Origin of the sequence: Alloalcanivorax sp., from assembly GCF_964221125.1 — a bacterium.
GTDB classification, from domain to species: domain Bacteria; phylum Pseudomonadota; class Gammaproteobacteria; order Pseudomonadales; family Alcanivoracaceae; genus Alloalcanivorax; species Alloalcanivorax venustensis.
Genome location: NZ_CAXPXK010000033.1, coordinates 40,325 through 64,896, shown reverse-complemented (window position 1 = coordinate 64,896; position 24,572 = coordinate 40,325). Strand labels below are relative to the sequence as shown.

Below are 24,572 nucleotides of genomic sequence, written 5' to 3'. Positions count from 1 at the left end.
ATTAGGCGATTCCGGCGGCCAGTGTAAGCCCCGTTTCTGGACGACGGTGCGTCGGTGTGCGGAGAATGGCCCTTCCGTGGTTATACTGAGGCTTCATCACGGGTAATAGAAGTATGGCCAAGTTGGAATTGAACGAACGCAAACAACGGTTGCTGATGGCGCTGGTGGAGCGCCACATCCGCCACGGCCAGCCGGTGGGCTCCAAGACCCTGGCCACCGGCAGCGGCCTGGCGGTCAGCCCGGCCACCATCCGTAACCTGATGGCGGAACTGGAAGACATGGGGTTGCTGGCCAGCCCCCATACCTCCGCCGGCCGGGTGCCCACCGAACGCGGCTACCGGCTTTACGTGGACACCCTGTTGGCGTCCAGCACCATGGAGCGCCCGGATAACGCCCGCCTGCGCGACGAGCTGCGCCAGATGCTGGCACCGGACCAGTCGCCCGAGGCGCTGGTCTCCCAGGCCTCGCGCAGCCTGGCGGAACTGACCCGCATGGCGGGCCTGGTGGCGGTGCCGCGCCGTGACGTGACCACCCTGCGGCAGGTGGAGTTTCTGCCCCTTTCCGGCCAGCGGGTGCTGGTGGTGCTGGTGGTCAACCGCTCCGAGGTGCAGAACCGCATTATCCAGACCAGCCGGGACTACACCGAGGTGGAGCTGCGCCAGGCCGCCAACTACATCAACAAGACCTACGCCGGCTGCGACCTGGACAATATCTGCGAGGGGCTGCTGAGCACCATGGACGCGGACCGCGCGCAGATGGACGTGCTCATGCAGGCGACCATGGACATCGCCGGCAAGGCGCTGCGCCAGGACCGCAAGGACTCCGATTACGTGGTGTCCGGGGAATCCAATCTGCTGGAAGGCGGCCAGATGGACAGCATCGAGAAGGTCCGCGATCTGTTCGACGCGTTCAACCGCAAGCGCGACATCCTGCATTTGCTGGAACGCAGCATGAAAGCGGACGGCGTGCAGATCTTCATCGGCCGCGAGTCCGGCTACCAGCCGTTCGAGGAGTACTCCCTGGTCTCCGCCCCCTACAAGGTCGACAACGGCCCGGTGGGCGTCCTGGCGGTGGTCGGCCCCACCCGCATGGACTACGAGAAGGTGATTCCCACCGTGGACATCACCGCCCGCATCCTCTCCGCCGCGCTTACCCAACTCTGAGAACAGTTAAGAGTTAACAGTGAACAGTTAATAGCGAAGACCCCGCGGGCCGCCGGCTGCGGGCCTGTCGGAGGGCCGAGTGCCCTCGAAAAGCCGGCGCGGGCACGGCCTTTGCGAGGCACCACGCTCGCCCGCGCACTATTAACTATTCACTGTTAACTGTTCACTGCCTCCCCTTCTTCCCTTGAATCCGGCGCTGCCGTTCCCATATCTTTGCCCGCTTTCCCAGAATTCGGGACGTGTGGAGTGGATATGAGCGAACAGGACAAGCAACAACAGAACGAACAACAGGCTGAGGCCCGGGACGAGCAGGTTGCCCGCGAGGAGCACCAGGACGCGCCCGAGGCGGAGCCCGTGGCCGGGGACGTGGAGTCCGCGGCGGAGCAGGCTTCGGAGCCGGAACAGCCGTCCGTGGAGGAAGAGCTGGTGCAAACGCAGGAACGGCTCGCCAAGGTGGAGAAGGCGCTGGCCGAGGCCGATATCCGGGCCCAGGCCGAGATGCAGAACGTGCGCCGCCGCGCCGAGCGGGACGTGGAAAGCGCCCACAAGTTCGCGCTGGAAAAGTTCGCCGGTGACATCCTCACCGTGGCGGACAGCCTGGAACGGGGTCTGGCGACCCTGGACCCGCAGGACGAAGCGCTGAAGCCGGCCCGTGAAGGGCTGGAGCTCACCCTGAAGGTGCTGCTCGATGTGTTCGCCAAGTACAACCTGGAACAGATCGACCCGCAGGGCGAGCCGTTCAATCCGGAGCACCACGAAGCCATGACCATGATTCCGGCCCCCGATGTGGAGCCCAACTCCGTGGTCGAGGTGTTGGAAAAAGGCTACCAACTCAACGGCCGTCTGATCCGTCCGGCCCGGGTGGTGGTCAGCAAGGCCTGAGAGCGCCTGCCAAGGGCTCTTGAAAAGAACACGCCAGCCGCCATATAGCTGGCAAGTCAAACAGTTTCAGCCGTCCGGGCGGTCATTCGAGGCCCGGACCGTGTGAAGGAGAAGGAATCGTTATGGGTAAGATTATCGGTATTGACCTGGGTACCACCAACAGCTGTGTCGCTGTTATGGAAGGGGACAAAACCAAGGTTATCGAGAACGCCGAGGGCGCGCGCACGACGCCGTCCATCATCGCCTACACCGAGGACAACGAAGTCCTCGTCGGCCAGGCGGCCAAGCGTCAGGCGGTCACCAACCCGACCAACACCCTGTACGCGGTGAAGCGTCTGATCGGCCGTCGTTTCGAGGACGAAGTGGTCCAGAAGGACATCAAAATGGTGCCCTACACGATCACCAAGGCCGACAACGGCGACGCCTGGGTGGAAGTGAAAGGCGAGAAGATGGCGCCGCCGCAGATCTCCGCGCAGGTCCTCAAGAAAATGAAGAAGACCGCGGAAGACTATCTCGGTGAAGAAGTCACCGAGGCGGTGATCACCGTGCCCGCCTACTTCAACGATTCCCAGCGCCAGGCCACCAAGGACGCCGGCCGCATCGCCGGTCTCGAGGTCAAGCGGATCATCAACGAGCCCACCGCCGCGGCCCTGGCCTATGGCCTGGACAAGAAAGGCGGTGATCGCACCATCGCGGTCTACGACCTGGGTGGCGGTACCTTCGATATCTCCATCATCGAAATCGCCGAAGTGGACGGTGAGCACCAGTTCGAAGTGCTGGCCACCAACGGCGACACCTTCCTGGGTGGCGAGGACTTCGACCTGGCGATCATTAATTACCTGGCCGACCAGTTCAAGAAGGACTCCGGCATCGACCTGGGCGGCGACGCCCTGGCCATGCAGCGTCTGAAGGAAGCGGCCGAGAAAGCCAAGATCGAGCTGTCCTCCGCCGAGCAGACCGAGGTCAACCTGCCGTACATCACCGCTGACCAGAGTGGTCCCAAGCACCTGGTGGTGAAGCTGACCCGGGCCAAGCTGGAATCCCTGGTCGAGCAGCTGGTGACCCGCTCCCTGGAGCCGTGCAAGACCGCGATCAAGGATGCCGGTGTGAAAACCTCCGACATCACCGACGTGATCCTGGTGGGCGGTCAGACCCGCATGCCCATGGTGCAGAAGAAGGTGGCCGAATTCTTCGGTAAGGACGCCCGCAAGGACGTCAACCCGGACGAAGCCGTGGCCATCGGCGCCGCCATCCAGGGCGCGGTACTGGCCGGCGACGTCAAGGACGTGCTGCTGCTGGACGTGACCCCGCTGACCCTGGGTATCGAAACCATGGGTGGCGTGATGACGCCGCTGATCGAGAAGAACACCACCATCCCGACCAACGCGTCGCAGGTGTTCTCCACCGCCGACGATAACCAGACCGCGGTGACCGTGCACGTGCTGCAGGGCGAGCGTAAGCAGGCCAACCAGAACAAGTCCCTGGGTCAGTTCAACCTGGAAGACATTCCGCCGGCACCGCGCGGCGTGCCGCAGATCGAAGTGACCTTCGACATTGACGCCAACGGCATCCTGCACGTGGGCGCCAAGGACAAGGCCACCGGCAAGGAACAGACCATTCAGATCAAGGCGTCTTCCGGCCTGTCCGACGACGAAGTGGATCAGATGGTCAAGGACGCCGAGGCCCACGCCGACGAGGACAAGAAGTTCGAGGAGCTGGTGCAGGCGCGTAACCAGGGCGACCACCTGGTGCACGCCACCCGCAAGACCCTCGAGGAAGCCGGCGACAAGGCCTCCGAAGAGGAAAAAGAGGCCATCAACAAGGCCATCGGCGAGCTCGAGGAAGCGCTCAAAGGCAGTGACAAGGACGACATCGACGCCAAGACCAAGGCGCTCACCGAAGCGTCCGGCAACCTGGCTCAGAAGATGTACGCCGAAGCGCAGCAAGCCGAAGGCGGTGAGGCCGGCGCCGGCGAGCAGCAGAAGTCCGGCGATGATGTGGTCGACGCTGAGTTCGAGGAAGTGGACGACGATAAGAAGAAGTGAGGGCGTCGGACGCCAGGCGTCCGATGTCGGACCAGCAGCGCCGGGCCCCAGGGTCCGGCGTCTTAGCTTAAAGTCGACGTTGAATAAAGCGGACCCATTATGTCCAAACGAGATTATTACGAAGTGCTGGGGGCCTCCAAGGACGCCAGCCAGCAGGATCTGAAAAAAGCCTACCGCCGCCTGGCAATGAAATACCATCCGGACCGCAACCCGGATGACCAGGAAGCGGTGGCCAAGTTCAAGGAGGCCAAAGAGGCCTACGAAGTGCTCTCCGACGAGCAGAAGCGGGCCGCCTACGACCAGTTCGGCCACGCCGGCGTCAACGGCCAGGCCGGTGGCGGCGCCGGGGCCGGTGGTTCCGGCGGTGGCGGCTTCGGCGATATTTTCGGCGACATCTTCGGCGATATTTTCGGCGGCGGTGGGGGCCGTCGCGGTCCGGCCCGCGGCGCGGACCTGCGCTACACCCTGGAGCTGAGCCTGGAGCAGGCGGTGCACGGCTGCGAGGAAAAGATCCGCGTGCCCAGCTGGGACCCCTGCGAGGTCTGTGACGGCTCCGGCGCCAAGGCCGGCGAGCAGCCGGTGACCTGCCCGACCTGCGCGGGCATGGGTCAGGTGCGCATGCAGCAGGGCTTCTTCACGGTCCAGCAAGCCTGCCCCACCTGTCACGGCGAAGGTCGCGTGATCGAAAACCCCTGCGACCACTGCGGCGGCCAGGGCCGGGTGCAGAGCACCAAGACCCTGTCGGTGAAGATCCCCGCCGGTGTCGATACCGGCGACCGTATCCGTCTGGCCGGCAAAGGCGAGGCGGGCATGCAGGGCGCGCCGCCCGGGGATCTGTACGTGCAGGTGGCGGTGCGGCCGCACAATATCTTCACCCGCGAGGGCGAAAACCTGCATGTGGAAGTGCCGGTCAGCTTCGTCGACGCGAGCCTGGGCGGCGAGCTGGAAGTGCCCACGCTCAACGGCCAGGTGAAATTGAAGGTGCCGCCGGAAACCCAAACCGGCAAGCTGTTCCGCCTGCGTGGCAAGGGCGTGACCCCGGTACGCGGCGGCCCGCCCGGCGACCTGCTGTGCAAAGTGGTGGTGGAGACCCCGGTCAAGCTGTCCAGCGAGCAGAAGGACCTGCTGCGCCGGTTCCAGGACTCCATGGACAAGGGCGGCGAACGGCACAACCCCCGCCGCACCAGCTGGTTCGAGGGCGTGAAGCGCTTCTTTGAAGGCCTCTGAGGCGCTACCTTGTGATGAAACTGAACAGCGGGCAAACGTGATGAAAGTAGGCATTATCGGCGCTGCCGGGCGCATGGGCCGGATTCTGATGGAGGCCACCCTGGCCAACCCCGACACCGAGCTGGCGGCGGCCGTGGACGTGCCCGGCTCCAGCCTGATCGGCGTCGACGCCGGTGAGTTGATGGGGCAGGGGCGCCTGGGCGTGACCCTGGCGGACAACCTGGAACAGGTCGCCGGCGACGCCGACGTGTTCATTGATTTCACCGTCCCCGAGGCCACCGCGCGCAACGTGGAAATCTGCCGCGCCGCCGGTACCCGGCTGGTGATCGGCACCACCGGGCTGAGCGCGGACCAGCAAGCGGCTCTGCGCGACGCCGCCGAGGAGGTCGCGATCTGTTTCGCGCCCAATTACTCGATCGGCGTGAATCTGTGCTTCAAGCTGCTGGAAACCGCCGCCCGGGTGCTCGGCGACGAGGTGGACATTGAGGTGATCGAGGCCCACCACCGTCATAAGATCGATGCGCCCTCGGGCACCGCGCTGCGCATGGGCGAGGTGGTGGCGCAGACGCTGGGCCGCGACCTGGACCAGTGCGCGGTCTACGGCCGCGAAGGCCGCACCGGCGAACGCGACCGCCAGACCATCGGTTTCGAGACCATCCGCGCCGGTGACATCGTCGGCGAGCACACGGTGCTGTTCGCCGCCGACGGCGAGCGGGTGGAAATCACCCATAAGGCGTCCAGCCGCATGTCGTTCGCGCGCGGCGCCGTGCGGGCCGCGGTATGGCTGTCCGAACAGCCCAAAGGCCTGTTCGATATGCAGGATGTGCTGGGCCTGGCCGGCGAAAGTGCCGGTTGGGGCAAACGTTAGGGCAGTCTCGGCGTGACAGCGTGCTGTGAACGTCCTAAAATACGGCCCTGCCCAAGATGGGCGAGCGGGCGGCCGAGTGAAGATGTGTATTTCCTGAAAAGCGAGGTGGAGCAATCCATCTCGCTTTTTTGCGAACCCTGCCAAACGGTTGCGGTAATGCACGGCCCCCGCCACCGATCTCCCAAGTCCCTATCCGCCAGGAGGTTGCGTTGACGGTACCCGCCATACTAGCTCTGGAAGATGGAAGCCTCTTTCGGGGTGTCGCCATTGGCGCCACGGGTGAAACCGTGGGTGAAGTGGTGTTCAACACCGCCATGACCGGCTATCAGGAAATTCTCACCGATCCGTCTTATGCCAAGCAGATCGTGACCCTGACCTATCCACACATCGGCAATACCGGGGTGAACCCGGAAGACGATGAATCCGATCGCGTCTGGGCCGCCGGCCTGGTGATACGTGATCTCACTCTCACCGTGAGCAACTGGCGCGCCCAGGAGACCCTGCCTGAGTACCTCAAGGCCCGGGGCATCGTCGCCATCGCCGACATCGACACGCGCCGGCTGACGCGCATTCTGCGTGACAAAGGCGCCCAGAACGGCTGCATTCTGGCCGGCGACGATGTGGACGAAGCCCGCGCGCTGGCCGCCGCCCGCGACTTCCCCGGTCTCAAAGGCATGGACCTGGCCAAGGAAGTCAGTGTGAAGGCGCCCTATCAGTGGAAAGAGGGCACCTGGGACCGGGCCGAAGGACACCGGGAACAGAGTGATACCCGCTACCACGTGGTGGCCTACGATTACGGCTGCAAGCGCAATATTCTGCGCATGCTGGCGGATCGTCATTGCAAGCTCACCGTGGTGCCGGCGCAAACACCCGCCGCCGAGGTGCTGGCGATGAAGCCCGACGGTGTGTTCCTGGCCAACGGCCCCGGGGATCCGGAGCCCTGCGATTACGCGATCACCGCGATCCGCGAGATCCTGGACACCGGGCTGCCGGTATTCGGCATCTGCCTGGGGCACCAGCTGCTCGGCCTGGCCAGCGGCGCGCGCACCCTGAAGATGAAGCACGGCCACCACGGCGCCAACCATCCGGTGAAGAACCTGGAAGACGGCACGGTGATGATCACCAGCCAGAACCACGGTTTCGCAGTGGACGAAAGCACGCTGCCCGACAACGTCAAGACCACCCATGTGTCGTTGTTCGACGGCTCCCTGCAGGGGATCCACCGTACCGATGTGCCGGCGTTCAGCTTCCAGGGCCACCCGGAAGCGAGCCCGGGGCCGCACGACTGCGCCCCGCTGTTCGATCATTTCATCGAACTGATGGAGGCCCGCGCCAACGCCGGCTGATAACAGGAAACACGGGCGGCGCGGCCGCCCGAAGCGTCCGGCCCTGACGTCGGACCCAAGCGAAACGCTCGAATCTGGACGGTTACTCAGACATGCCTAAACGGACTGATATTCAAAGCATCCTCATCATTGGCGCCGGTCCGATCGTGATCGGCCAGGCCTGCGAGTTCGACTACTCCGGTGCCCAGGCGTGCAAGGCCCTGCGCGAGGAAGGCTTCCGGGTGATTCTGGTGAATTCCAACCCGGCCACCATCATGACCGATCCGGCCATGGCCGACGCCACCTACATCGAACCCATCACCTGGGAAACGGTGGCCAAGATCATTGAGCGCGAGCGTCCGGACGCGCTGCTGCCCACCATGGGCGGCCAGACCGCGCTGAACTGCGCGCTCGATCTGGAGCGCCACGGCGTTCTGGACAAATTCGGTGTCGAGATGATCGGCGCCAACGCCGACACCATCGACAAGGCCGAGAACCGCGACCGCTTCGACAAGGCGATGAAGAACATCGGCCTGGAGTGCCCCAAGGCGAAGATCGCCAAAACCATGGAGGAAGCCTGGGAGATCCAGCAGGAGCTGGGCTTCCCATCCATTATCCGGCCGTCGTTCACGATGGGCGGCTCCGGTGGCGGGGTGGCGTACAACAAGGAAGAGTTCGAGGAAATCTGTACCCGCGGCTTCGACCTGTCGCCCACCCACGAGCTGCTGATCGACGAATCGCTGCTGGGCTGGAAAGAGTACGAGATGGAGGTTGTCCGCGATAAGAACGACAACTGCATCATCGTTTGCACCATCGAGAACTTCGACCCGATGGGCGTGCACACCGGTGACTCGATCACCGTGGCGCCGGCGCAGACGCTCACCGACAAGGAGTTCCAGGTGATGCGCGACGCCTCCCTGGCGGTGCTGCGCGAGATCGGCGTGGAAACCGGCGGCTCCAACGTGCAGTTCGGCATGTGCCCGGACACCGGCCGCATGGTGGTGATTGAAATGAACCCGCGGGTGTCGCGCTCCTCGGCGCTGGCCTCCAAGGCCACCGGCTTCCCGATCGCCAAGGTGGCCGCCAAGCTGGCGGTGGGCTACACCCTCGATGAGCTGCAGAACGAGATCACCGGCGGTGCCACCCCGACCTCTTTCGAGCCGTCCATCGATTACGTGGTCACCAAGATTCCGCGCTTCAACTTCGAGAAGTTCGCCGCCGCCGATCCGGTGCTCACCACGCAGATGAAATCCGTGGGCGAGGTGATGGCCATCGGCCGCAACCTGCAGGAGTCCCTGCAGAAGGCGATGCGCGGGCTGGAAACCGATTCCGTGGGCTTCGATCCCAAGATCGACCTGAACGCGCCGGACGCCTCCGAGCGCATCGCCCAGTTGCTGTCGACGCCGGGTCCGGAGCGTATCTGGATTGTCGGCGACGCCTTCCGCAGCGGCCTGAGCGTGGACGATGTCTTCCACATCACCCAGATCGACCGCTGGTTCCTGGTGCAGATCGCCGACCTGATCGCCGAAGAGCAGCGGCTTGAGCCGGGCAGCTTCAGCGAACTGGACAAGGCACGCCTGTACGCGCTCAAGCGCAAGGGCTTCTCCGACGCGCGCCTGGCGCAGCTGCTCGGCGTCAAGGAGGCGGATGTGCGCGCCAAGCGCCGCGAGCTGGGCGTGCAGCCGATCTTCAAGCGGGTCGACACCTGCGCCGCCGAGTTCGCCACCAGCACCGCCTACATGTACTCCAGCTACGACGAGGAGTGCGAATCGAACCCCTCCGACCGTGACAAGATCATGGTGATCGGCGGTGGCCCCAACCGTATCGGCCAGGGCATCGAGTTCGATTACTGCTGCGTGCACGCCGCCTTCGCCATGAAGGACGACGGTTACGAGACCATCATGATCAACTGCAACCCGGAGACCGTCTCCACGGATTACGACACCTCCGACCGGTTGTACTTCGAGCCCGTCACCCTGGAGGACGTGCTCGCCATCGTCGACATGGAGAAGCCCAAGGGCGTGATCGTGCAGTACGGCGGCCAGACGCCGCTGAAGCTGGCCCGCGACCTGCAGGCCGCCGGCGTGCCGATCATCGGCACCAGCCCGGACGCCATTGACGAGGCGGAAGACCGCGAACGCTTCCAGCACATGGTCAATAAGCTGGGCCTCAAGCAGCCGCCCAACCGCACCGCCCGTTCCATGGACGAAGGCATCAAGCTGGCCGAGGAAATCGGTTACCCGCTGGTGGTGCGTCCCTCCTATGTGCTCGGCGGCCGGGCCATGGAGATCGTCTACAACGAGGCGGAACTGCGTAGCTACATGAACAACGCGGTGAGCGTGTCCAACGACTCGCCGGTACTGCTGGACCGCTTCCTGGACGACGCCATCGAAGTGGACGTGGACGCCATCTGCGACGGCACCGACGTGGTGATCGGTGGCATCATGCAGCACATTGAACAGGCCGGCGTGCACTCCGGTGACTCCGCCTGCTCCCTGCCGCCGTACTCCCTGGGCAAGGAAGTGCAGGACGTAATGCGCGAGCAGTCCGCCGCCATGGCCCTGGAGCTGGGCGTGGTGGGCCTGATGAACGTGCAGTTCGCGGTCAAGGGCGAGGAAGTCTATGTGCTGGAAGTGAACCCGCGCGCCTCGCGCACGGTCCCCTACGTGTCCAAGTGCATCGGCGTGTCCCTGGCCAAGGTGGCGGCGCGCTGCATGGCCGGCACGTCGCTCAAGGCGCAGGGCTTCACCGAGGAAGTGACGCCGCGACACTACTTCGTCAAGGAAGCGGTGTTCCCGTTCGCCAAGTTCCCCAAGGTGGACCCGATTCTCGGCCCGGAAATGAAGTCCACCGGCGAGGTGATGGGCATTGGCGCCACCTTCGCGGAAGCCTTCGGCAAGGCGTCCCTGGGCGCCGGCGAACGGCTGCCCGACGGCGGCACCGCCTTTATTTCGGTGCGCGACGCGGACAAGAACGCCGCCGTGGACGTGGCCCGTTCACTGATCCGCCATGGTTTCCGGCTGGTGGCCACGCGCGGCACCGCGCGCATGCTCTCCGAGGCCGGGCTGGACGTGAAGCCGGTCAATAAAGTACTGGAAGGGCGTCCGCATATCGTCGACATGATCAAAAACGACGAGGTGGACCTGATCGTCAACACCACCGAGGGCAAGCAGGCGATCCGCGATTCCTTCGCGATTCGCCGCTCCGCCCTGCAGCACAAGGTGTTCTACACCACCACCATTACGGCGGCCCACGCGGTTTGTCAGGCAATGGCCATCAGCGGCGAACCCGAAGTTCGCCGGCTGCAGGACCTGCACGCCGAAATGCATTAACCGTAAGTCGCCTCGGGGCCGTCCCCGGGGCGGGCCCAAGGAAGACATTAAGAGGTTAATACTATGCAACGTGTTCCCATGACCACCGCGGGCGCCGAGGCCCTGCGCAAGGAACTCGATCAGCTTAAAAAAGTGGACCGTCCGCGCATTTCCGCCGCCATCGCCGAAGCCCGCGAGCACGGCGACCTCAAGGAAAACGCCGAGTACCACGCGGCGCGCGAGCAGCAGGGGTTCTGTGAAGGCCGCATCCAGGACATCGAGAGCAAGCTGTCCAACGCGCAGATCATCGACATCACCAGCATCCAGAACACCGGTAAGGTGATCTTCGGTGTCACCGTGACCATCGTCGACGTGGACTCCGATGAAGAGAAGGTCTACCAGATCGTCGGCGACGACGAGGCGGACATCAAAAGCGGCAAGCTGAGCGTCAACTCACCCATCGCCCGCGGCCTGATCGGCCGGGAAGAGGGAGATACGGTGCAGATCGACACCCCCGGCGGCACCAAGGAATACGAGATCGACAAGGTCGAGCACCTGTAGGGCGCCGGCGCCTTCAGACGTCGGCGCGCAGTACGTTCGAAAGTTTCGGATCCGGCTTGGCGGCGGCCCGGTACAGCAGCGCGATGTTGCCGATGCGCTGCACCAGGTCGGCGCCGGTGCTTTCGCACAGGCTTTCCACCATGCCGGCGCGCTGCTCCCGGGTGGACGCATTGATCTTCACTTTGATCAGTTCGTGGTCCTCAAGGCGGCCTTCCAGTTCTTCCAGGAAGGTTTCCGTGAGGCCCTTGTCACCGGAAATCAGTACCGGCTTCAGATGGTGGCCGATACGGCGCAGGCGTTTCTTGTCCTGTTGGCTCAAAGGCATGGTGTTCTCCAAAAACGGAGCGCTATTCTAGGGAACCGGGGCGGTCCCCCGCAATCACCGCCTTGCGCCGTCTCCGGCGCCGGCAATCCAGGCGCGACTACCCAAGGCTATTATGGCGAAATCGAAAAGCAGCCAGCGCTGGCTCAAAGAGCACTTCGACGACCACTGGGTGACCCGCGCCCGGGCCGAGGGCTACCGCTCCCGGGCCAGCTTCAAACTGCTGGAAATCCACGAAAAGGACAAGCTGTTCCGCCCCGGCATGACGGTGCTCGACCTGGGCGCGGCGCCGGGCGGCTGGTCCCAGGTGGCCGGCCGCCTGGTTGGTTCACGGGGCACTGTCGTGGCCAGCGATATTCTCGCCATGGATGCGATCCCCGACGTCACCTTCGTACAGGGCGATTTCCGGGAGCAGGCGGTCTATGAGCAAATCGTGGCCCATCTCAATGGGCGGAAAGTCGACCTTGTATTGTCCGACATGGCCCCCAATATGAGTGGGAACAAGGCGGTGGATCTGCCGCGCTCCATGTACCTGGCCGAACTGGCCCTGGACATGGCGCTGAATGTTCTGGAACCCCGGGGCGCCTTTCTGGTCAAGGTGTTCCACGGCGAAGGGTTCGATCAGTACCGCAAGGCCCTGCAAGGCCATTTCCAGCGGGTGGTCAGTCGCAAACCGGCGGCCAGCCGACCGCGCTCTACCGAGGTGTACCAATTGGGGTCGCACCTGAAGTAGTGTAGAGTTGAAAGTCTGTCAGTACGCGCGAATGCGCCCAGTAAGGCGAGGTCTCCCTTGAACGACATGACCAAGAATATTGTGCTGTGGCTGGTGATCGCCGGGGTCCTCTATGTAGTGGCCTCCAGCATCAACACCCAGCCGACTCAGCAAATGCTGAACTACTCCGCGTTCATCGATAACGTGGAAAACGGCAATGTGGATCAGGTCACCATCGGTGACACCCGTATTTCCGGCCAGATGAACGACGGCACCCGCTTCGAGACCGTCAAGCCGCCGGCGATGGACACCAACCTGATTCCCACGCTGATCCAGAACGAAGTGGAAGTGACCGGTAAGGAACCCGAGCGTCAGGGCTTCCTGACCCAGCTGTTCCTGTCCGTGCTGCCGATTCTGCTGATCCTGGCGATCTTCATCTTCTTCATGCGCCAGATGCAGGGCGGCGGTAAAGGCGGCGGCGGGCCGATGACGTTCGGCAAGTCCAAGGCCCGCCTGATGGGCGAAGACCAGATCAAGACCACCTTCGCCGACGTGGCCGGCGTGGAAGAGGCCAAGGACGAAGTGCAGGAACTGGTCGAGTTCCTGCGTGATCCCGCCAAATTCCAGCGTCTTGGCGGCAAGATTCCCCGTGGTGTGCTGATGGTCGGCTCGCCGGGTACCGGTAAGACCCTGCTCGCCAAGGCCATCGCCGGCGAAGCCAAGGTGCCGTTCTTCAGCATTTCCGGCTCCGATTTCGTGGAAATGTTCGTCGGCGTGGGCGCGTCCCGGGTCCGTGACATGTTCGATCAGGCCAAGAAGCACGCCCCCTGCATCATCTTTATCGACGAGATCGACGCCGTCGGCCGCAGCCGTGGCGCCGGCCTGGGCGGCGGTCATGACGAACGCGAGCAGACCCTGAACCAGCTGCTGGTGGAGATGGACGGTTTCGACGACAACGACGGCGTGATCGTGATCGCCGCCACCAACCGTCCCGACGTGCTGGACCCGGCGCTGCTGCGCCCGGGCCGCTTCGACCGTCAGGTGACGGTGCCGCTGCCGGACATCCGTGGCCGCGAGCAGGTGCTCAAGGTGCACATGCGCCCGGTGCCCATGTCCGAGGACGTGGACGCCTCGCTGATCGCCCGCGGCACGCCGGGCTTCTCCGGCGCGGACCTGGCCAACCTGGTCAATGAGGCGGCACTGTTCGCGGCCCGCGCCAATAAGCGCGTGGTCTCCATGGAGGACTTCGAGAAAGCCAAGGACAAGATCCTGATGGGCGCCGAACGCCGCTCCATGGTGATGAGCGAGAAAGAGAAGCTGAACACCGCTTACCACGAGTCCGGCCACGCCATTGTCGGCCGGCTGGTGCCGGATCACGATCCGGTCTACAAGGTCAGCATCATCCCCCGTGGCCGCGCCCTGGGCGTGACCATGTACCTGCCCGAGGAAGACAAGTACTCGGTGTCCAAGCGGGCGCTGGAATCCTCCATCTGCTCGCTGTTCGGCGGCCGTATCGCCGAGGAGATGACACTCGGCTTCGACGGTGTCACCACCGGGGCCTCCAACGACATCGAGCGGGCCACCAAGATGGCCCGGGCGATGGTCACCAAGTGGGGCCTGAGTGAAAAGATGGGCCCCCTGGCCTACGAGGAAGACGAGGGCGAAGTGTTCCTCGGCAAGCAGATGTCCCAGCGCAAGCACGTTTCCGAGCAGACCTCCGAGGAGATCGACCGGGAAGTGCGCGCCATCATCGACAGCTGTTACCACCGGGCCAAGGACCTGCTGGAAAGCAACCGCGAAAAGCTGGATCTGATGGCGGAAGCCCTGATGCAGTACGAAACCATCGACGCGGACCAGATCAGCGACATCATGTCCGGCCACAAGCCCCGTCCGCCGAAGGACTGGCGCGACCAGGGCCCCGGCCCCGGCGCCTCCGCCTCTTCGGACGAGTCCGGCGACGGTCAGACCGGCGACGACGCCATAGGCGGGCCCGCCAATACCCATTGATGATGGTTCGATGAACACCAACACGCTGAGCTGTGGGGCGCGGACATTGGATTTGTCCGCGCCCGTTGTTATGGGGGTCCTGAATGTGACCCCCGATTCGTTTTCCGACGGTGGCCGCTACACCTCCCTGGATGCCGCGCTGCGCCAGGCCGAGCAGATGCTCGCCGACGGCGCCGCGATCATCGACGTGGGCGGCGAGTCCACCCGGCCGGGCGCCGCGCCGGTCTCCGAGCAGCAGGAGCTGGACCGGGTGATCCCGGTGGTGGAGGCCCTGCACCGGGAGCTGGACGCCCTGGTTTCCGTGGACACCAGCACGCCGGCGGTGATTCGCGCCTGCGCCGACGCCGGCGCCGGCATGATCAACGACGTGCGCTCATTGCGCCGTCCGGGCGCCCTCGAGGCCGCCGCCGGTACCGGTTTGCCGGTGTGCGTGATGCACATGCAAGGCGAGCCCGGCACCATGCAGAACGACCCCTTCTACGAAGACGTCACCGCCGAGGTGATCGCGTTCCTGGAGCAGCGCGTCGCCGCATGCGTGGACGCCGGTATCCCCCGCGACAAGCTGCTGGTGGACCCGGGTTTTGGTTTTGCCAAGACGGTGCAGCATAATCTGCGTTTGCTGGCGGAGCTGTCGCAGCTGGCGCGGCTGGAACTGCCCCTGCTGGTGGGCCTGTCGCGCAAGTCCCTGTTCGGCAAGGTTCTGGACCGCCCGGTGGAACAGCGCCTGGCGGGCAGCCTGGCGGCGGCGGTGATGTGTGTGGAGCGGGGCGCGCGTATCGTGCGCGCCCACGACGTAAAAGAAACCGTGGACGGTGTGCGTTTCGCCCACGCCGTGCACCGCAGCCTGTAAACGATGACGGTGCTGCTTCAGGGAGGCTAAGGATGAGTCGCAAATATTTCGGCACCGATGGCATTCGCGGCACCGTCGGGGAACCGCCGATCACGCCGGATTTCGTGCTCAAGCTGGGCTGGGCCGCCGGCCGGGTGCTGGCCGCCCACGGTGGCAGCAAGATCCTGATCGGCAAGGACACCCGCATTTCCGGGTACATGTTCGAGTCGGCCCTGGAAGCGGGCATTTCCGCCGCCGGCGTCGACGTCAGGCTGCTCGGGCCCATGCCCACACCGGCGATCGCCTATTTGACCCGCACCCTGCACGCCCAGGCGGGCATCGTGATTTCCGCGTCGCACAACGCCTACACCGACAACGGCATCAAGTTTTTCGGCGACAACGGCCGCAAGCTCAGCGATAAGATCGAAGCGGAAATCGAGCGCATGCTGGATGAGCCGATCTCGGTGGTCGCCACCGACCGTCTCGGCAAGGTGCGCCGCATCGACGACGCCCGCGGCCGCTACATCGAATTCTGCAAAAGCACCACGCCGGGGCTCAATCTGCACGGTCTGAAAATCGTGGTGGACACCGCCAACGGCGCGGCCTATCACATTACCCCGGACGTTCTGGAGGAGCTGGGCGCCGAGGTGGTGGCGATCGCCAACCAGCCGGACGGCTTCAACATCAATCTGGAGTGCGGCTCCACCAAACCCGAGGCCCTGTGCCGGCGGGTGGTCGCCGAGGGCGCCGATCTCGGGCTGGCCCTGGACGGCGACGCCGACCGCCTGATCATGGTGGACGACCAGGGCACCCTGGTGGACGGCGACCAGCTGCTCTATCTGATCGCCCGCGACCGCCAGCGCCGGGGCCGGCTCAATGGCGGCGTGGTCGGTACCCTGATGTCCAACCTGGGCCTGGAGTTGGCGCTTCAGGATCTGGATATTCCCTTCGCCCGCGCCAAGGTCGGCGACCGTTACGTGATGGAGCAGCTCGATCAGCGTGGCTGGCTGCTGGGCGGCGAGTCGTCCGGGCATCTGGTCTGCCTCGACCGCACCTCCACCGGCGACGGCACCGTGGCGGCGCTGCAGGTGCTGGACGCGCTGCGCCGCGAGGGCCTGTCCCTGCGCGAGGCGGCCCTCGCCGCGCCGCTGCTGCCGCAGACGCTGATCAACGTGCGCGGCAGCCGGCGGGACGGGTTCATGGAAGAGGACGGCGTGCGCGCCGCCATCGATAAGGTGGAGCAGGAACTGGGCCGTAACGGCCGTTTATTGTTGCGCCCCTCCGGCACGGAGCCGCTGGTGCGGGTGATGGTGGAAGGCAAAGACGCCGACCAGGTGGAGCGGCTCTGCCGCCATCTGGCGGAGGCCGTGGAAACGGCGATCGCATGACAGGAGCAACGCTCGAATGACAAGAACACCGTTAGTGGCGGCGAACTGGAAGATGAACGGCCGGTACGGCCTGGTCGCCGAACTGGGCGCCGCGCTGGCGGCGGCGGATCTGGGCCGCGCGGAAGTGGCGGTGTGCCCGCCGTTCCCGTACCTGCAGGCGCTCGGCGCCGAACTGAAGGACAGCGGCGTGGGGCTGGGCGCGCAGACCCTGTGCGACCACGAGGACGGCGCCTTCACTGGGGAAGTATCGGCGGAAATGCTGGTGGATATGGGCTGCCGCTACGTGATCGTCGGCCACTCGGAGCGCCGCGAGTACTTCGGCGAGGACGACGACCTGGTGGCCAGCAAGTTCCTGCGCGCGCAAAAGGCCGGGCTGATACCGATTCTGTGTGTCGGCGAAACCCTGCGCCAGCGCGAAGCCGGCGACACCGAGCATGTGGTGGTCCGGCAGCTGATGGCGGTGGTGGAAGCCGCCGGCAGCGCCGCTTTCGACCGCGCGGTGCTGGCCTATGAGCCGGTCTGGGCGATCGGAACCGGCCTCACCGCTTCGCCGGAACAGGCCCAGGCGGTGCACGCCGACGTGCGTGCCGCCCTGGCCGCCCGCGACCCGGATGTGGCCGCCGGCCTACGCCTCCTTTACGGCGGCAGCGTAAAGGCGGATAATGCCGCCCCTCTGTTTGCCCAGCCGGACATCGATGGTGGACTGATCGGCGGGGCCTCACTGAACGAAAAAGAATTTATCGCCATTTGTCGGGCGGCAGGTTGATTTAACTTATGGATATTGTGCTTCATGTGGTGCACGTGCTGGCGGCCCTCGGTCTTATCGGCCTGATCCTGATCCAGCATGGCAAGGGGGCCGACGCCGGCGCCTCTTTCGGTGGCGGCGGTTCGCAGACCGTATTCGGCAGCGCCGGGTCCGCCAATTTTCTGACCCGTTTCACGGCGGTTCTGGCGGTGGTGTTTTTCGTCACCAGCCTGGGCCTGGCCTGGATGGCGCGCCAGGAAGCGGAAGGCGCGGGCAGCTTCCTGCCGGCCCTGGAATCCGTGGACGACCAGGACGTGCCGGCGCTGGACGACGCCGACGAGCCGGTCTCCGGCGACGTGCCGTCCACCGGCCCGGCCCAGGGCGCGGACGTTCCCGCCGAGGCGCCCGGGATGGATTCCGGGAAATCTGAAAAAGAGACTTCAGATGTGCCGTCGGCTGGGTTAGAATCCCCGGCCCCGGATGAGACGACGTCCGATTCCGGGAAGCAGTAAATCAGTTCTTCGCCGAAGTGGTGGAATTGGTAGACACGCTATCTTGAGGGGGTAGTGACCTTACGGTCGTGCCGGTTCAAGTCCGGCCTTCGGCACCAAAATCAGGACAGGTTCCGTTTGGAGCCTTCCGCGGCTTCCAAGGAAGCCCGCGGTTTTTTCAGCCTGGTCCCCGGGGCGGGGCAGGGCTGGAAGCAACCGCCGGAAGATGAGTATAAATCCTGGAAAAATAAACGTTTTTTTCAGGATTAGGTTTGACAAAACCGGCGTGAATATTTAGTATTTGCGCTCGATTTCAAGTGCGGGGTGGAGCAGTCTGGTAGCTCGTCGGGCTCATAACCCGAAGGTCGTAGGTTCAAATCCTGCCCCCGCTACCACTTATCAGGGCCGACTCCCGGTTCTGACGAACAAAAAGCCCCTCTAGAAGGGGCTTTTTGCTATACACAACCGGGGTCGCAAGTGGGAATGGGCGTTATGCCCATTTTTTGTTTGTGGCACCGGAAAAGAGAGGCAATGTCGAAACGCGCGGAACAACTCAAGGAGCTGCTGGCTCCCGTGGTGGAAGACCTGGGTTATACGCTCTGGGGTGTGCAATATCTCCAGGGCCGCGGTGCGGTATTGCGTCTTTTTATCGACCACGATGACGGCATTAACGTCGACGATTGTGCCCTGGTGAGCCACGAGGTGAGTGGCGTACTGGACGTGGAAGATCCGATTCCCGGTGATTACAACCTGGAAGTGTCCTCCCCGGGTCTGGATCGCCCTCTCTTCGAGCTTTCCCACTTTGAACGCTACCAGGGCGAATCCGTGCAGCTCACGCTGCTGGCCCCGGTGGCGGGCAAGCGTAAAATGACGGCGACCCTGGTGGCCGTGGACGGCGACACGCTGGTAATGGAGCTTGATGGCGAAAGCCTGCGCGTTCCTTACAGTCAGGTGGATCGCGCCCGATTACAGCCTCGCTTTGATTGAGCGTGCCCTGGAGAATTTTGTAAAGGCCTGGCCATGAACAAAGAAATCCTGCTGGTAGCGGAAACAGTTTCCAACGAGAAAGGCGTCAGCCGCGACGTGATCTTCGAGGCCATTGAATCGGCCCTGGCGGCGGCGACCAAAAAGCGCTTCAAGGAAGAAGATGTGGAGATTCGTGTCGAGATCGACCGCGTCAGCGGCGACTCACGCACCTTCCGCGTCTGGCACGTGGTGCCCGATGAAGAGCTCTATGAATTCGGCCGTCAGCTGACGCTGGACGAAGCCCACGAGCACGACGAGAAGCTGCAGATCGGCGACACCTATGAAGAAGAGGTGGCGTCGGAAAGCTTCGGTCGCATCGCGGCGCAAACGGCGAAACAGGTGATCGTGCAGAAGGTGCGCGAAGCGGAGCGGCGTCAGATCGTCGAAGAGTACCGCGACCGCATCGGCGAGCTGATCAGCGGCGTGGTCAAGAAGGCCAGCCGTGATTCCATCGTGCTCGACCTGGGGGCCAACGCCGAGGCGCTGATCACCCGCGAGCACATGATCACCCGCGAGAGCGTGCGCCAGAACGACCGCCTGCGTGCGTATCTGCTGGGCGTCAACGAGGAAAACCGGGGCCCGCAGCTGTTCGCCAGCCGCGCCTGCCCGGAAATGCTCGTCGAGCTGTTCAAGATCGAGGTGCCGGAGATCGGCGAAGAGCTGATCGAGATCAAGGGCGCGGCCCGTGACCCGGGTTCGCGCGCCAAGATCGCGGTGAAGACCAACGATCAGCGTATCGACCCGGTGGGCGCCTGCGTCGGCATGCGCGGCGCGCGGGTACAGGCCGTTTCCAACGAGCTGGCCGGCGAGCGCATCGACATCGTGCTGTGGGACGACAACCCGGCGCAGCTGGTGATCAACGCCATGCAGCCGGCGGAAGTCGCTTCCATCGTCGTCGACGAGGAAAGCCACACCATGGACATCGCGGTGGAAGACGAATCCGCGCTGGCCCAGGCGATCGGCCGCAGTGGTCAGAACATCCGTCTCGCCTCCGAGCTGACCGGCTGGGAGTTGAACGTGATGACCACCGACGACGCCGAGAACAAGCAGCAGGAAGAAGCGGAAAAAGCGCTGGAAACCTTTATGGCGTTCCTCGACGTGGATGAGGATGTGGCCGGTGTGCTGGTGGATGAAGGCTTCTCCACCCTCGAGGAAGTGGCCTACGTGCCCACCGAGGAAATGCTCGCCATCGAAGGCTTCGACGAGGACATCGTCGAGGCGCTGCGCCAGCGGGCCAAGGACGCGCTGCTGACCCGGGCGCTGGTATCCGAAGAGAAATTTGATCAGGCCGAACCCGCCGACGACCTTCTGGCAATGGAAGGCATGGACCGTGATCTGGCGGTGGAATTGGCCTCCCGAGGCATCGTCACCATGGAAGACCTTGCCGAACAAGCGGTGGACGACCTGCTCGACATTGAAGGGCTGGAGGAAGAGCGCGCGGCCCAATTGATTATGACCGCCCGTGCCCCCTGGTTCGAAGGCGAGGAAGCCGGCGAATAAGTAGCACGCCGGAATTTGAAGCAGGGCGCCACCAAGACGCGGACAGGAGAGTGTTGCTGACATGGCAGAAACGACCGTAAAGAAACTGGCCGACGTGGTTGGCATCCCGGTGGATACACTGCTCACGCAGATGAAGGAAGCCGGATTGCCACACACGGACGCCGGTGAAGGCGTCTCGGACGAACAAAAGCAGCAGCTGCTCGCGCACCTGCGCAAGTCCCATGGTGCCCAGGATGCGGAGCCCAAGAAGATTACCCTGAAGCGGCGCTCCACCAGCACCATCAAGACCACCGGTGCCGCGGGCAAGGCGAAAACGGTAAACGTGGAAGTGCGCAAGAAGCGCACCTACGTGAAGCGCGCCGCGGTGGAAGAAGAGGAGCGCCTGGAGCAGGAGCGCCTGGCCGCCGAAGAGCAGGCACGCATCGAAGCCGAGGAAGCCGCCAAGCGCAAGGCCGAGGAAGAGGAAGCTAAGCGCAAGGCGGAAGAGGAAGACGCCCTTCGCCGCGAGCAGGAAGCCAAGGCCCGCGCCGAGCAGGAGCGTCAGGCCGGCGAAGAGAAAGCCAGCCAGGAGAAGACCAAGCGGACCTCCGTGCCCAAGGCGTCCACCAAGAAGGTGGCGAAGGAAGAAACCCCCGAGCAGCGTGCCCAGCGCGAAGAGGAAGAGCGCAAGCAGCGTGAAGCCGAAGAGGCGCGCCGCAAGCAGGAGGCCGAAACCCGCAAGAAAGCCGAGGAAGAGGCCGCCCGCCGCACCGCCGAGGAAGCTCAGCGCATCGCCGAGGAGCTGGAGAAGCGCGGCGGCGAGCCCGAGCCGGCGAAAACAGAAGAGGAGGACGACAAAGGGTCCTCCATCGTCCGTGATGCCGTTGAAGCCGGTTATCGCACCGAGGAGCGTCAGTCCCGCCGCCGCCGTCGCAAGAAGGGTTCGGTCGGCGTGGCCCATGGCCAGATGCGCAGCTCCATGAACAAACAGCACGGGTTCAAGAGCCCCACGGAGAAAATGGTATACGACGTAGAGATTCCCGAAACCATCACCGTGGCTGAGCTGGCCCAGCGGATGAACATCAAGGCCAAGGAACTCATCAAGGCAATGATGAAGATGGGTGAAATGGCCACCGTCAATCAGTACATCGACCAGGAAACGGCGGTATTGCTCACCGAGGAAATGGGCCACACGCCCAAGCTGGTGAAAGGCGAGGAAGAGGCGCTGGAAGACGATCTGGCGGATCTGGTGGATTACACCGGCATCGAGGAAGGACCGCGTGCGCCGGTCGTGACCATCATGGGCCACGTCGACCACGGCAAGACCTCGCTGCTGGACTATATCCGCAAGGCCAAGGTGGCGGCCGGTGAAGCCGGCGGCATTACCCAGCACATCGGCGCCTACCACGTGCAGCACGAGAAAGGCATGATCACCTTCCTGGATACCCCGGGCCACGCGGCGTTCACCGCCATGCGGGCGCGCGGTGCCCAGGCGACGGACATCGCGATCATCGTGGTGGCCGCGGACGACGGCGTGATGCCGCAGACCGAGGAAGCGATCAACCACGCCAAGGCGGCGGGTATCCCGCTGATCATCGCGGTCAACAAGATCGACAAGGAAAACGCTGACCTGGATCGGGTTAAAACCGAGCTGGCCGGCAAGGACGTGATCCCGGAAGAGTGGGGCGGCGAGTACCAGTTCGTGAACGTGTCCGCGCACTCCGGTCAGGGTATCGACGAGCTGCTGGACGCGGTGCTGCTGCAGTCCGAACTGCTGGAGCTGCGTGCCCCCGCCACCGGCCCGGCCGGCGGTGTGGTGATCGAATCCCGCATCGAGAAGGGTCGCGGTACCGTGGCCTCGGTGCTGGTGCAGTCCGGTGAGCTGCAGGTCGGCGACATGCTGCTGGCCGGCGCCCACTACGGCCGCGTCCGCGCCCTGGTCGACGAGACCGGGCAGCAGGTCAAGAAGGCCGGTCCGTCGATTCCGGTGGAAGTGCTGGGCCTGGACGGCGCGCCGGAAGCCGGCGAGCAGATCCAGGTGGTGCCCGACGAGAAGAAGGCCCGCGAAGTGGCGGAATTCCGCCAGGACCGCGACCGCGATCTCAAGCTCAAGCGTCAGCAGGCCTCCAAGCTGGAAAACCTGTTCGAGAACATGGGCAGCAAGGAAGCCAGCCAGGTCAACATCGTGCTCAAGACCGACGTGCGCGGTTCTCTGGAAGCGCTGGTCGGCGCCCTGCACGACCTGTCCACCGACGAAGTGAAGGTGAGCCTGGTGTCCTCCGGCGTTGGCGCGATCAACGAATCCGACGTCAACCTGGCGATCACCAGCGAGGCGGTACTGCTGGGCTTCAACGTGCGTGCCGATTCCAAGGCCAAGCGCCTGTGCGAGCAGGAAGGCATCGACCTACGTTACTACAGCGTCATCTACGAGCTGATCGATGACGTCAAGCAGGCCATGAGCGGCTTGCTGGCACCGGAGAAGCGCGAGGAGATCCTCGGCGTGGCGGAAGTCCGCGACGTGTTCCGCTCCTCCAAGTTCGGCGCCGTGGCTGGCTGTATGGTGGTGGAAGGCACCCTGTACCGGAACCGCCCGATCCGCGTGCTGCGCGACGACGTGGTGGTGTTCGAGGGCGAGCTGGAATCCCTGCGCCGCTTCAAGGACGACGTCCAGGAAGTCCGCAACGGCGTCGAGTGTGGTATCGCCGTGAAGAGCTACAACGACGTCAAGGCCGGCGACAAGATCGAAGTGTTCGAAGTGAAGGAGGTGGCGCGCTCTCTCTGAGTGCGTCCTCGTTATGAGCCGTCATCGCCGCCCCAGTGGTTTTCAGCGCACCGACCGCATCGCGGATCAGATTCAGCGTGAGTTGTCGCGGTTGCTTCAGTTTCAGCTGAAGGATCCGCGCGTGGGGCTGGTGACGGTGCAGGACGTGACCGTATCCCGGGATCTGTCCTACTCCGACGTCTATTTCACCTTGTTGGGTGAGGGGGCCGAAGCGGGCTACGAGGCCGAGAAGGTGCTCACCGGCGCCGCCGGCTTCCTGCGCAGCTCGCTGGCGCAGACCCTCAACACCCGCACCACGCCGAAATTGCGTTTTCACTATGACGAAACACCGGAGCGCGCCTCGGAGCTGTCGCAGCTGATCGACGAGGCGCGCGCCGAGGATCGGGAATTGCGTCCCGATCAGGACGACGACGACACCAAGAACGATTGATCACGGAGCGAAGACAGTGGGAAAACGGCGCCGTGGAGGTCGTGATCTGAATGGCATTCTGTTGCTGGACAAGTCCCAGGGCGTGACCAGCAACGGGGCCCTGCAAATGGCCAAGAAAATGTTCGCCGCGGCCAAGGCCGGGCACACCGGCAGCCTGGACCCGCTGGCCACCGGCATGCTGCCGATCTGTTTCGGCGAGGCGACCAAGTTCAGCCAGTTTCTGCTGGACGCGGACAAGCGCTACCGGGTCACCGCCCAGCTGGGCGTGGCCACGGAAACCGGCGACGCGGACGGCGAGGTGCGTGAAACCCGCTCGGTGAACGTGACCGAAGGGCAGGTGGCCGAAGCTTTGGAGCGGTTTCTCGGCGACATCGAGCAGATCCCCAGCATGTATTCGGCGATCAAGCACCAGGGCACGCCGCTCTACAAGCTGGCCCGTGAAGGCATCACCGTGGAGCGCCAGCCGCGCCCGGTGACCATCCACGAAATCAAGGACGTGCGCCTGGAAGAGGGCGACCGGGTGGATTTCGAGGTAGCCTGCTCGAAAGGCACCTATGTGCGCTCGCTGGTCGAGGATCTCGGCGAAGCGCTGGGCTGCGGCGGCCATGTGGCCGCGCTGCGCCGGCTTTCCGCGGGGCCCTACCCGGCGGAGCGCATGCTGACCCTGGAGCAGCTTGGCGAGATCAAGGCGGAGGGCGGTTTCGAGGCCCTGGACGAATTGCTCTTGCCTTTGTCGACCAGCGTGGCAGACTGGCCGCGCGTCCAGCTGGCCGAGAGCGCCGCGCATTACCTGCGCCAGGGCCAGCCGGTGATGACCAGTGACCGTCCCCAGGACGGCTGGGTAAGTATTTATGAAGCTTCCACCGACACCTTCATGGGCGTCGGTGAAGTGCTGGAAGACGGGCGCATCGCGCCGCGTCGTCTGGTATCCGGCTGACCGAGGGTCGGCCTTCAACGAGGGCGGCGGCTGTAAATATGC

Annotated in this window: 20 protein-coding genes and 2 tRNA genes; 21 read left to right on the top strand and 1 reads right to left on the bottom strand. The window is 64.3% G+C overall.

Annotation, left to right across the window (positions count from 1 at the left end; all coding sequences use genetic code 11):
* The first annotated feature begins 113 nt into the window (after positions 1 to 113).
* The 8 genes from hrcA to greA all read left to right on the top strand — a co-directional run bounded on the left by hrcA (position 114) and on the right by greA (position 11,382).
* On the top strand, positions 114 to 1,163 hold the full coding sequence (gene hrcA / locus ACEQZD_RS04535; RefSeq protein WP_142948295.1) for a heat-inducible transcriptional repressor HrcA: 1,050 nt from the start codon (positions 114 to 116) through the stop codon (positions 1,161 to 1,163).
* Positions 1,164 to 1,415: 252 nt separating this feature from the next.
* Positions 1,416 to 2,045: a nucleotide exchange factor GrpE gene (gene grpE, locus ACEQZD_RS04530; RefSeq protein ID WP_370184280.1), complete on the top strand. Its 630-nt coding sequence runs from the start codon at positions 1,416 to 1,418 to the stop codon at positions 2,043 to 2,045.
* Between the two features lie 122 nt (positions 2,046 to 2,167).
* Positions 2,168 to 4,090, top strand: coding sequence for a molecular chaperone DnaK (gene dnaK / locus ACEQZD_RS04525; protein ID WP_142948297.1), 1,923 nt, complete (start codon positions 2,168 to 2,170; stop codon positions 4,088 to 4,090).
* A gap of 99 nt (positions 4,091 to 4,189) precedes the next feature.
* Positions 4,190 to 5,317, top strand: coding sequence for a molecular chaperone DnaJ (gene dnaJ, locus ACEQZD_RS04520; protein ID WP_370184277.1), 1,128 nt, complete (start codon positions 4,190 to 4,192; stop codon positions 5,315 to 5,317).
* Between the two features lie 40 nt (positions 5,318 to 5,357).
* Entirely contained in the window at positions 5,358 to 6,185 is an 828-nt protein-coding gene (gene dapB, locus ACEQZD_RS04515) for a 4-hydroxy-tetrahydrodipicolinate reductase (protein ID WP_142948299.1), read from the top strand.
* Positions 6,186 to 6,394: 209 nt separating this feature from the next.
* Positions 6,395 to 7,531, top strand: coding sequence for a glutamine-hydrolyzing carbamoyl-phosphate synthase small subunit (gene carA / locus ACEQZD_RS04510; protein ID WP_335629189.1), 1,137 nt, complete (start codon positions 6,395 to 6,397; stop codon positions 7,529 to 7,531).
* A gap of 92 nt (positions 7,532 to 7,623) precedes the next feature.
* On the top strand, positions 7,624 to 10,842 hold the full coding sequence (carB, locus tag ACEQZD_RS04505) for a carbamoyl-phosphate synthase large subunit (protein WP_370184273.1): 3,219 nt from the start codon (positions 7,624 to 7,626) through the stop codon (positions 10,840 to 10,842).
* A 63-nt stretch (positions 10,843 to 10,905) separates the two neighbouring features.
* On the top strand, positions 10,906 to 11,382 hold the full coding sequence (greA, locus tag ACEQZD_RS04500; RefSeq protein WP_142948302.1) for a transcription elongation factor GreA: 477 nt from the start codon (positions 10,906 to 10,908) through the stop codon (positions 11,380 to 11,382).
* Between the two features lie 13 nt (positions 11,383 to 11,395).
* Here greA and ACEQZD_RS04495 read toward each other — a convergent pair whose 3' ends face one another.
* Positions 11,396 to 11,707, bottom strand: coding sequence for a YhbY family RNA-binding protein (locus ACEQZD_RS04495; RefSeq protein ID WP_067612398.1), 312 nt, complete (start codon positions 11,705 to 11,707; stop codon positions 11,396 to 11,398).
* A gap of 112 nt (positions 11,708 to 11,819) precedes the next feature.
* Here ACEQZD_RS04495 and rlmE point away from each other — a divergent pair, with 112 nt between their 5' ends.
* The 13 genes from rlmE (at position 11,820) to truB (ending at position 24,530) form a co-directional block, all read left to right on the top strand.
* Positions 11,820 to 12,437: a 23S rRNA (uridine(2552)-2'-O)-methyltransferase RlmE gene (gene rlmE, locus ACEQZD_RS04490; protein WP_142948304.1), complete on the top strand. Its 618-nt coding sequence runs from the start codon at positions 11,820 to 11,822 to the stop codon at positions 12,435 to 12,437.
* 66 nt (positions 12,438 to 12,503) lie between these two features.
* The gene (gene ftsH / locus ACEQZD_RS04485) at positions 12,504 to 14,423 is read left to right on the top strand and encodes an ATP-dependent zinc metalloprotease FtsH (protein ID WP_185956884.1); all 1,920 of its coding nucleotides are present in this window, start codon (positions 12,504 to 12,506) and stop codon (positions 14,421 to 14,423) included.
* Positions 14,424 to 14,433: 10 nt separating this feature from the next.
* On the top strand, positions 14,434 to 15,273 hold the full coding sequence (folP, locus tag ACEQZD_RS04480; protein ID WP_142948306.1) for a dihydropteroate synthase: 840 nt from the start codon (positions 14,434 to 14,436) through the stop codon (positions 15,271 to 15,273).
* 32 nt (positions 15,274 to 15,305) lie between these two features.
* Positions 15,306 to 16,640 (top strand): phosphoglucosamine mutase, encoded by a 1,335-nt coding sequence (gene glmM, locus ACEQZD_RS04475; RefSeq protein WP_194854904.1) that lies wholly within the window; start codon positions 15,306 to 15,308, stop codon positions 16,638 to 16,640.
* Between the two features lie 16 nt (positions 16,641 to 16,656).
* Positions 16,657 to 17,406, top strand: a complete 750-nt coding sequence (gene tpiA, locus ACEQZD_RS04470) for a triose-phosphate isomerase (RefSeq protein ID WP_335629187.1) — start codon at positions 16,657 to 16,659, stop codon at positions 17,404 to 17,406.
* 8 nt (positions 17,407 to 17,414) lie between these two features.
* The gene (gene secG / locus ACEQZD_RS04465) at positions 17,415 to 17,897 is read left to right on the top strand and encodes a preprotein translocase subunit SecG (RefSeq protein ID WP_142948309.1); all 483 of its coding nucleotides are present in this window, start codon (positions 17,415 to 17,417) and stop codon (positions 17,895 to 17,897) included.
* An 11-nt stretch (positions 17,898 to 17,908) separates the two neighbouring features.
* A tRNA-Leu gene (locus ACEQZD_RS04460) sits at positions 17,909 to 17,995 on the top strand.
* 199 nt (positions 17,996 to 18,194) lie between these two features.
* Positions 18,195 to 18,271, top strand: a tRNA-Met gene (locus ACEQZD_RS04455).
* 136 nt (positions 18,272 to 18,407) lie between these two features.
* Entirely contained in the window at positions 18,408 to 18,863 is a 456-nt protein-coding gene (gene rimP, locus ACEQZD_RS04450; RefSeq protein WP_067610333.1) for a ribosome maturation factor RimP, read from the top strand.
* A gap of 33 nt (positions 18,864 to 18,896) precedes the next feature.
* Positions 18,897 to 20,402: a transcription termination factor NusA gene (gene nusA, locus ACEQZD_RS04445; protein WP_142948310.1), complete on the top strand. Its 1,506-nt coding sequence runs from the start codon at positions 18,897 to 18,899 to the stop codon at positions 20,400 to 20,402.
* Between the two features lie 61 nt (positions 20,403 to 20,463).
* Entirely contained in the window at positions 20,464 to 23,163 is a 2,700-nt protein-coding gene (infB, locus tag ACEQZD_RS04440; protein WP_142948311.1) for a translation initiation factor IF-2, read from the top strand.
* 13 nt (positions 23,164 to 23,176) lie between these two features.
* Positions 23,177 to 23,593, top strand: coding sequence for a 30S ribosome-binding factor RbfA (gene rbfA / locus ACEQZD_RS04435; RefSeq protein ID WP_067610759.1), 417 nt, complete (start codon positions 23,177 to 23,179; stop codon positions 23,591 to 23,593).
* Positions 23,594 to 23,609: 16 nt separating this feature from the next.
* Entirely contained in the window at positions 23,610 to 24,530 is a 921-nt protein-coding gene (gene truB / locus ACEQZD_RS04430) for a tRNA pseudouridine(55) synthase TruB (RefSeq protein ID WP_370184268.1), read from the top strand.
* Positions 24,531 to 24,572: the final 42 nt, after the last annotated feature.

Excerpts from the sequence above, each read along its gene's own strand:
- hrcA (WP_142948295.1), top strand. The coding sequence starts at position 114 with ATGGCCAAGTTGGAATTGAACGAACGCAAACAACGGTTGCTGATGGCG.
- grpE (WP_370184280.1), top strand. The coding sequence starts at position 1,416 with ATGAGCGAACAGGACAAGCAACAACAGAACGAACAACAGGCTGAGGCC.
- dnaK (WP_142948297.1), top strand. The coding sequence starts at position 2,168 with ATGGGTAAGATTATCGGTATTGACCTGGGTACCACCAACAGCTGTGTC.
- dnaJ (WP_370184277.1), top strand. The coding sequence starts at position 4,190 with ATGTCCAAACGAGATTATTACGAAGTGCTGGGGGCCTCCAAGGACGCC.
- dapB (WP_142948299.1), top strand. The coding sequence starts at position 5,358 with ATGAAAGTAGGCATTATCGGCGCTGCCGGGCGCATGGGCCGGATTCTG.
- carB (WP_370184273.1), top strand. The coding sequence starts at position 7,624 with ATGCCTAAACGGACTGATATTCAAAGCATCCTCATCATTGGCGCCGGT.
- greA (WP_142948302.1), top strand. The coding sequence starts at position 10,906 with ATGCAACGTGTTCCCATGACCACCGCGGGCGCCGAGGCCCTGCGCAAG.
- ACEQZD_RS04495 (WP_067612398.1), bottom strand. The coding sequence starts at position 11,707 with ATGCCTTTGAGCCAACAGGACAAGAAACGCCTGCGCCGTATCGGCCAC.
- rlmE (WP_142948304.1), top strand. The coding sequence starts at position 11,820 with ATGGCGAAATCGAAAAGCAGCCAGCGCTGGCTCAAAGAGCACTTCGAC.
- ftsH (WP_185956884.1), top strand. The coding sequence starts at position 12,504 with ATGACCAAGAATATTGTGCTGTGGCTGGTGATCGCCGGGGTCCTCTAT.
- folP (WP_142948306.1), top strand. The coding sequence starts at position 14,434 with ATGAACACCAACACGCTGAGCTGTGGGGCGCGGACATTGGATTTGTCC.
- glmM (WP_194854904.1), top strand. The coding sequence starts at position 15,306 with ATGAGTCGCAAATATTTCGGCACCGATGGCATTCGCGGCACCGTCGGG.
- tpiA (WP_335629187.1), top strand. The coding sequence starts at position 16,657 with ATGACAAGAACACCGTTAGTGGCGGCGAACTGGAAGATGAACGGCCGG.
- secG (WP_142948309.1), top strand. The coding sequence starts at position 17,415 with ATGGATATTGTGCTTCATGTGGTGCACGTGCTGGCGGCCCTCGGTCTT.
- rimP (WP_067610333.1), top strand. The coding sequence starts at position 18,408 with ATGTCGAAACGCGCGGAACAACTCAAGGAGCTGCTGGCTCCCGTGGTG.
- nusA (WP_142948310.1), top strand. The coding sequence starts at position 18,897 with ATGAACAAAGAAATCCTGCTGGTAGCGGAAACAGTTTCCAACGAGAAA.
- infB (WP_142948311.1), top strand. The coding sequence starts at position 20,464 with ATGGCAGAAACGACCGTAAAGAAACTGGCCGACGTGGTTGGCATCCCG.
- rbfA (WP_067610759.1), top strand. The coding sequence starts at position 23,177 with ATGAGCCGTCATCGCCGCCCCAGTGGTTTTCAGCGCACCGACCGCATC.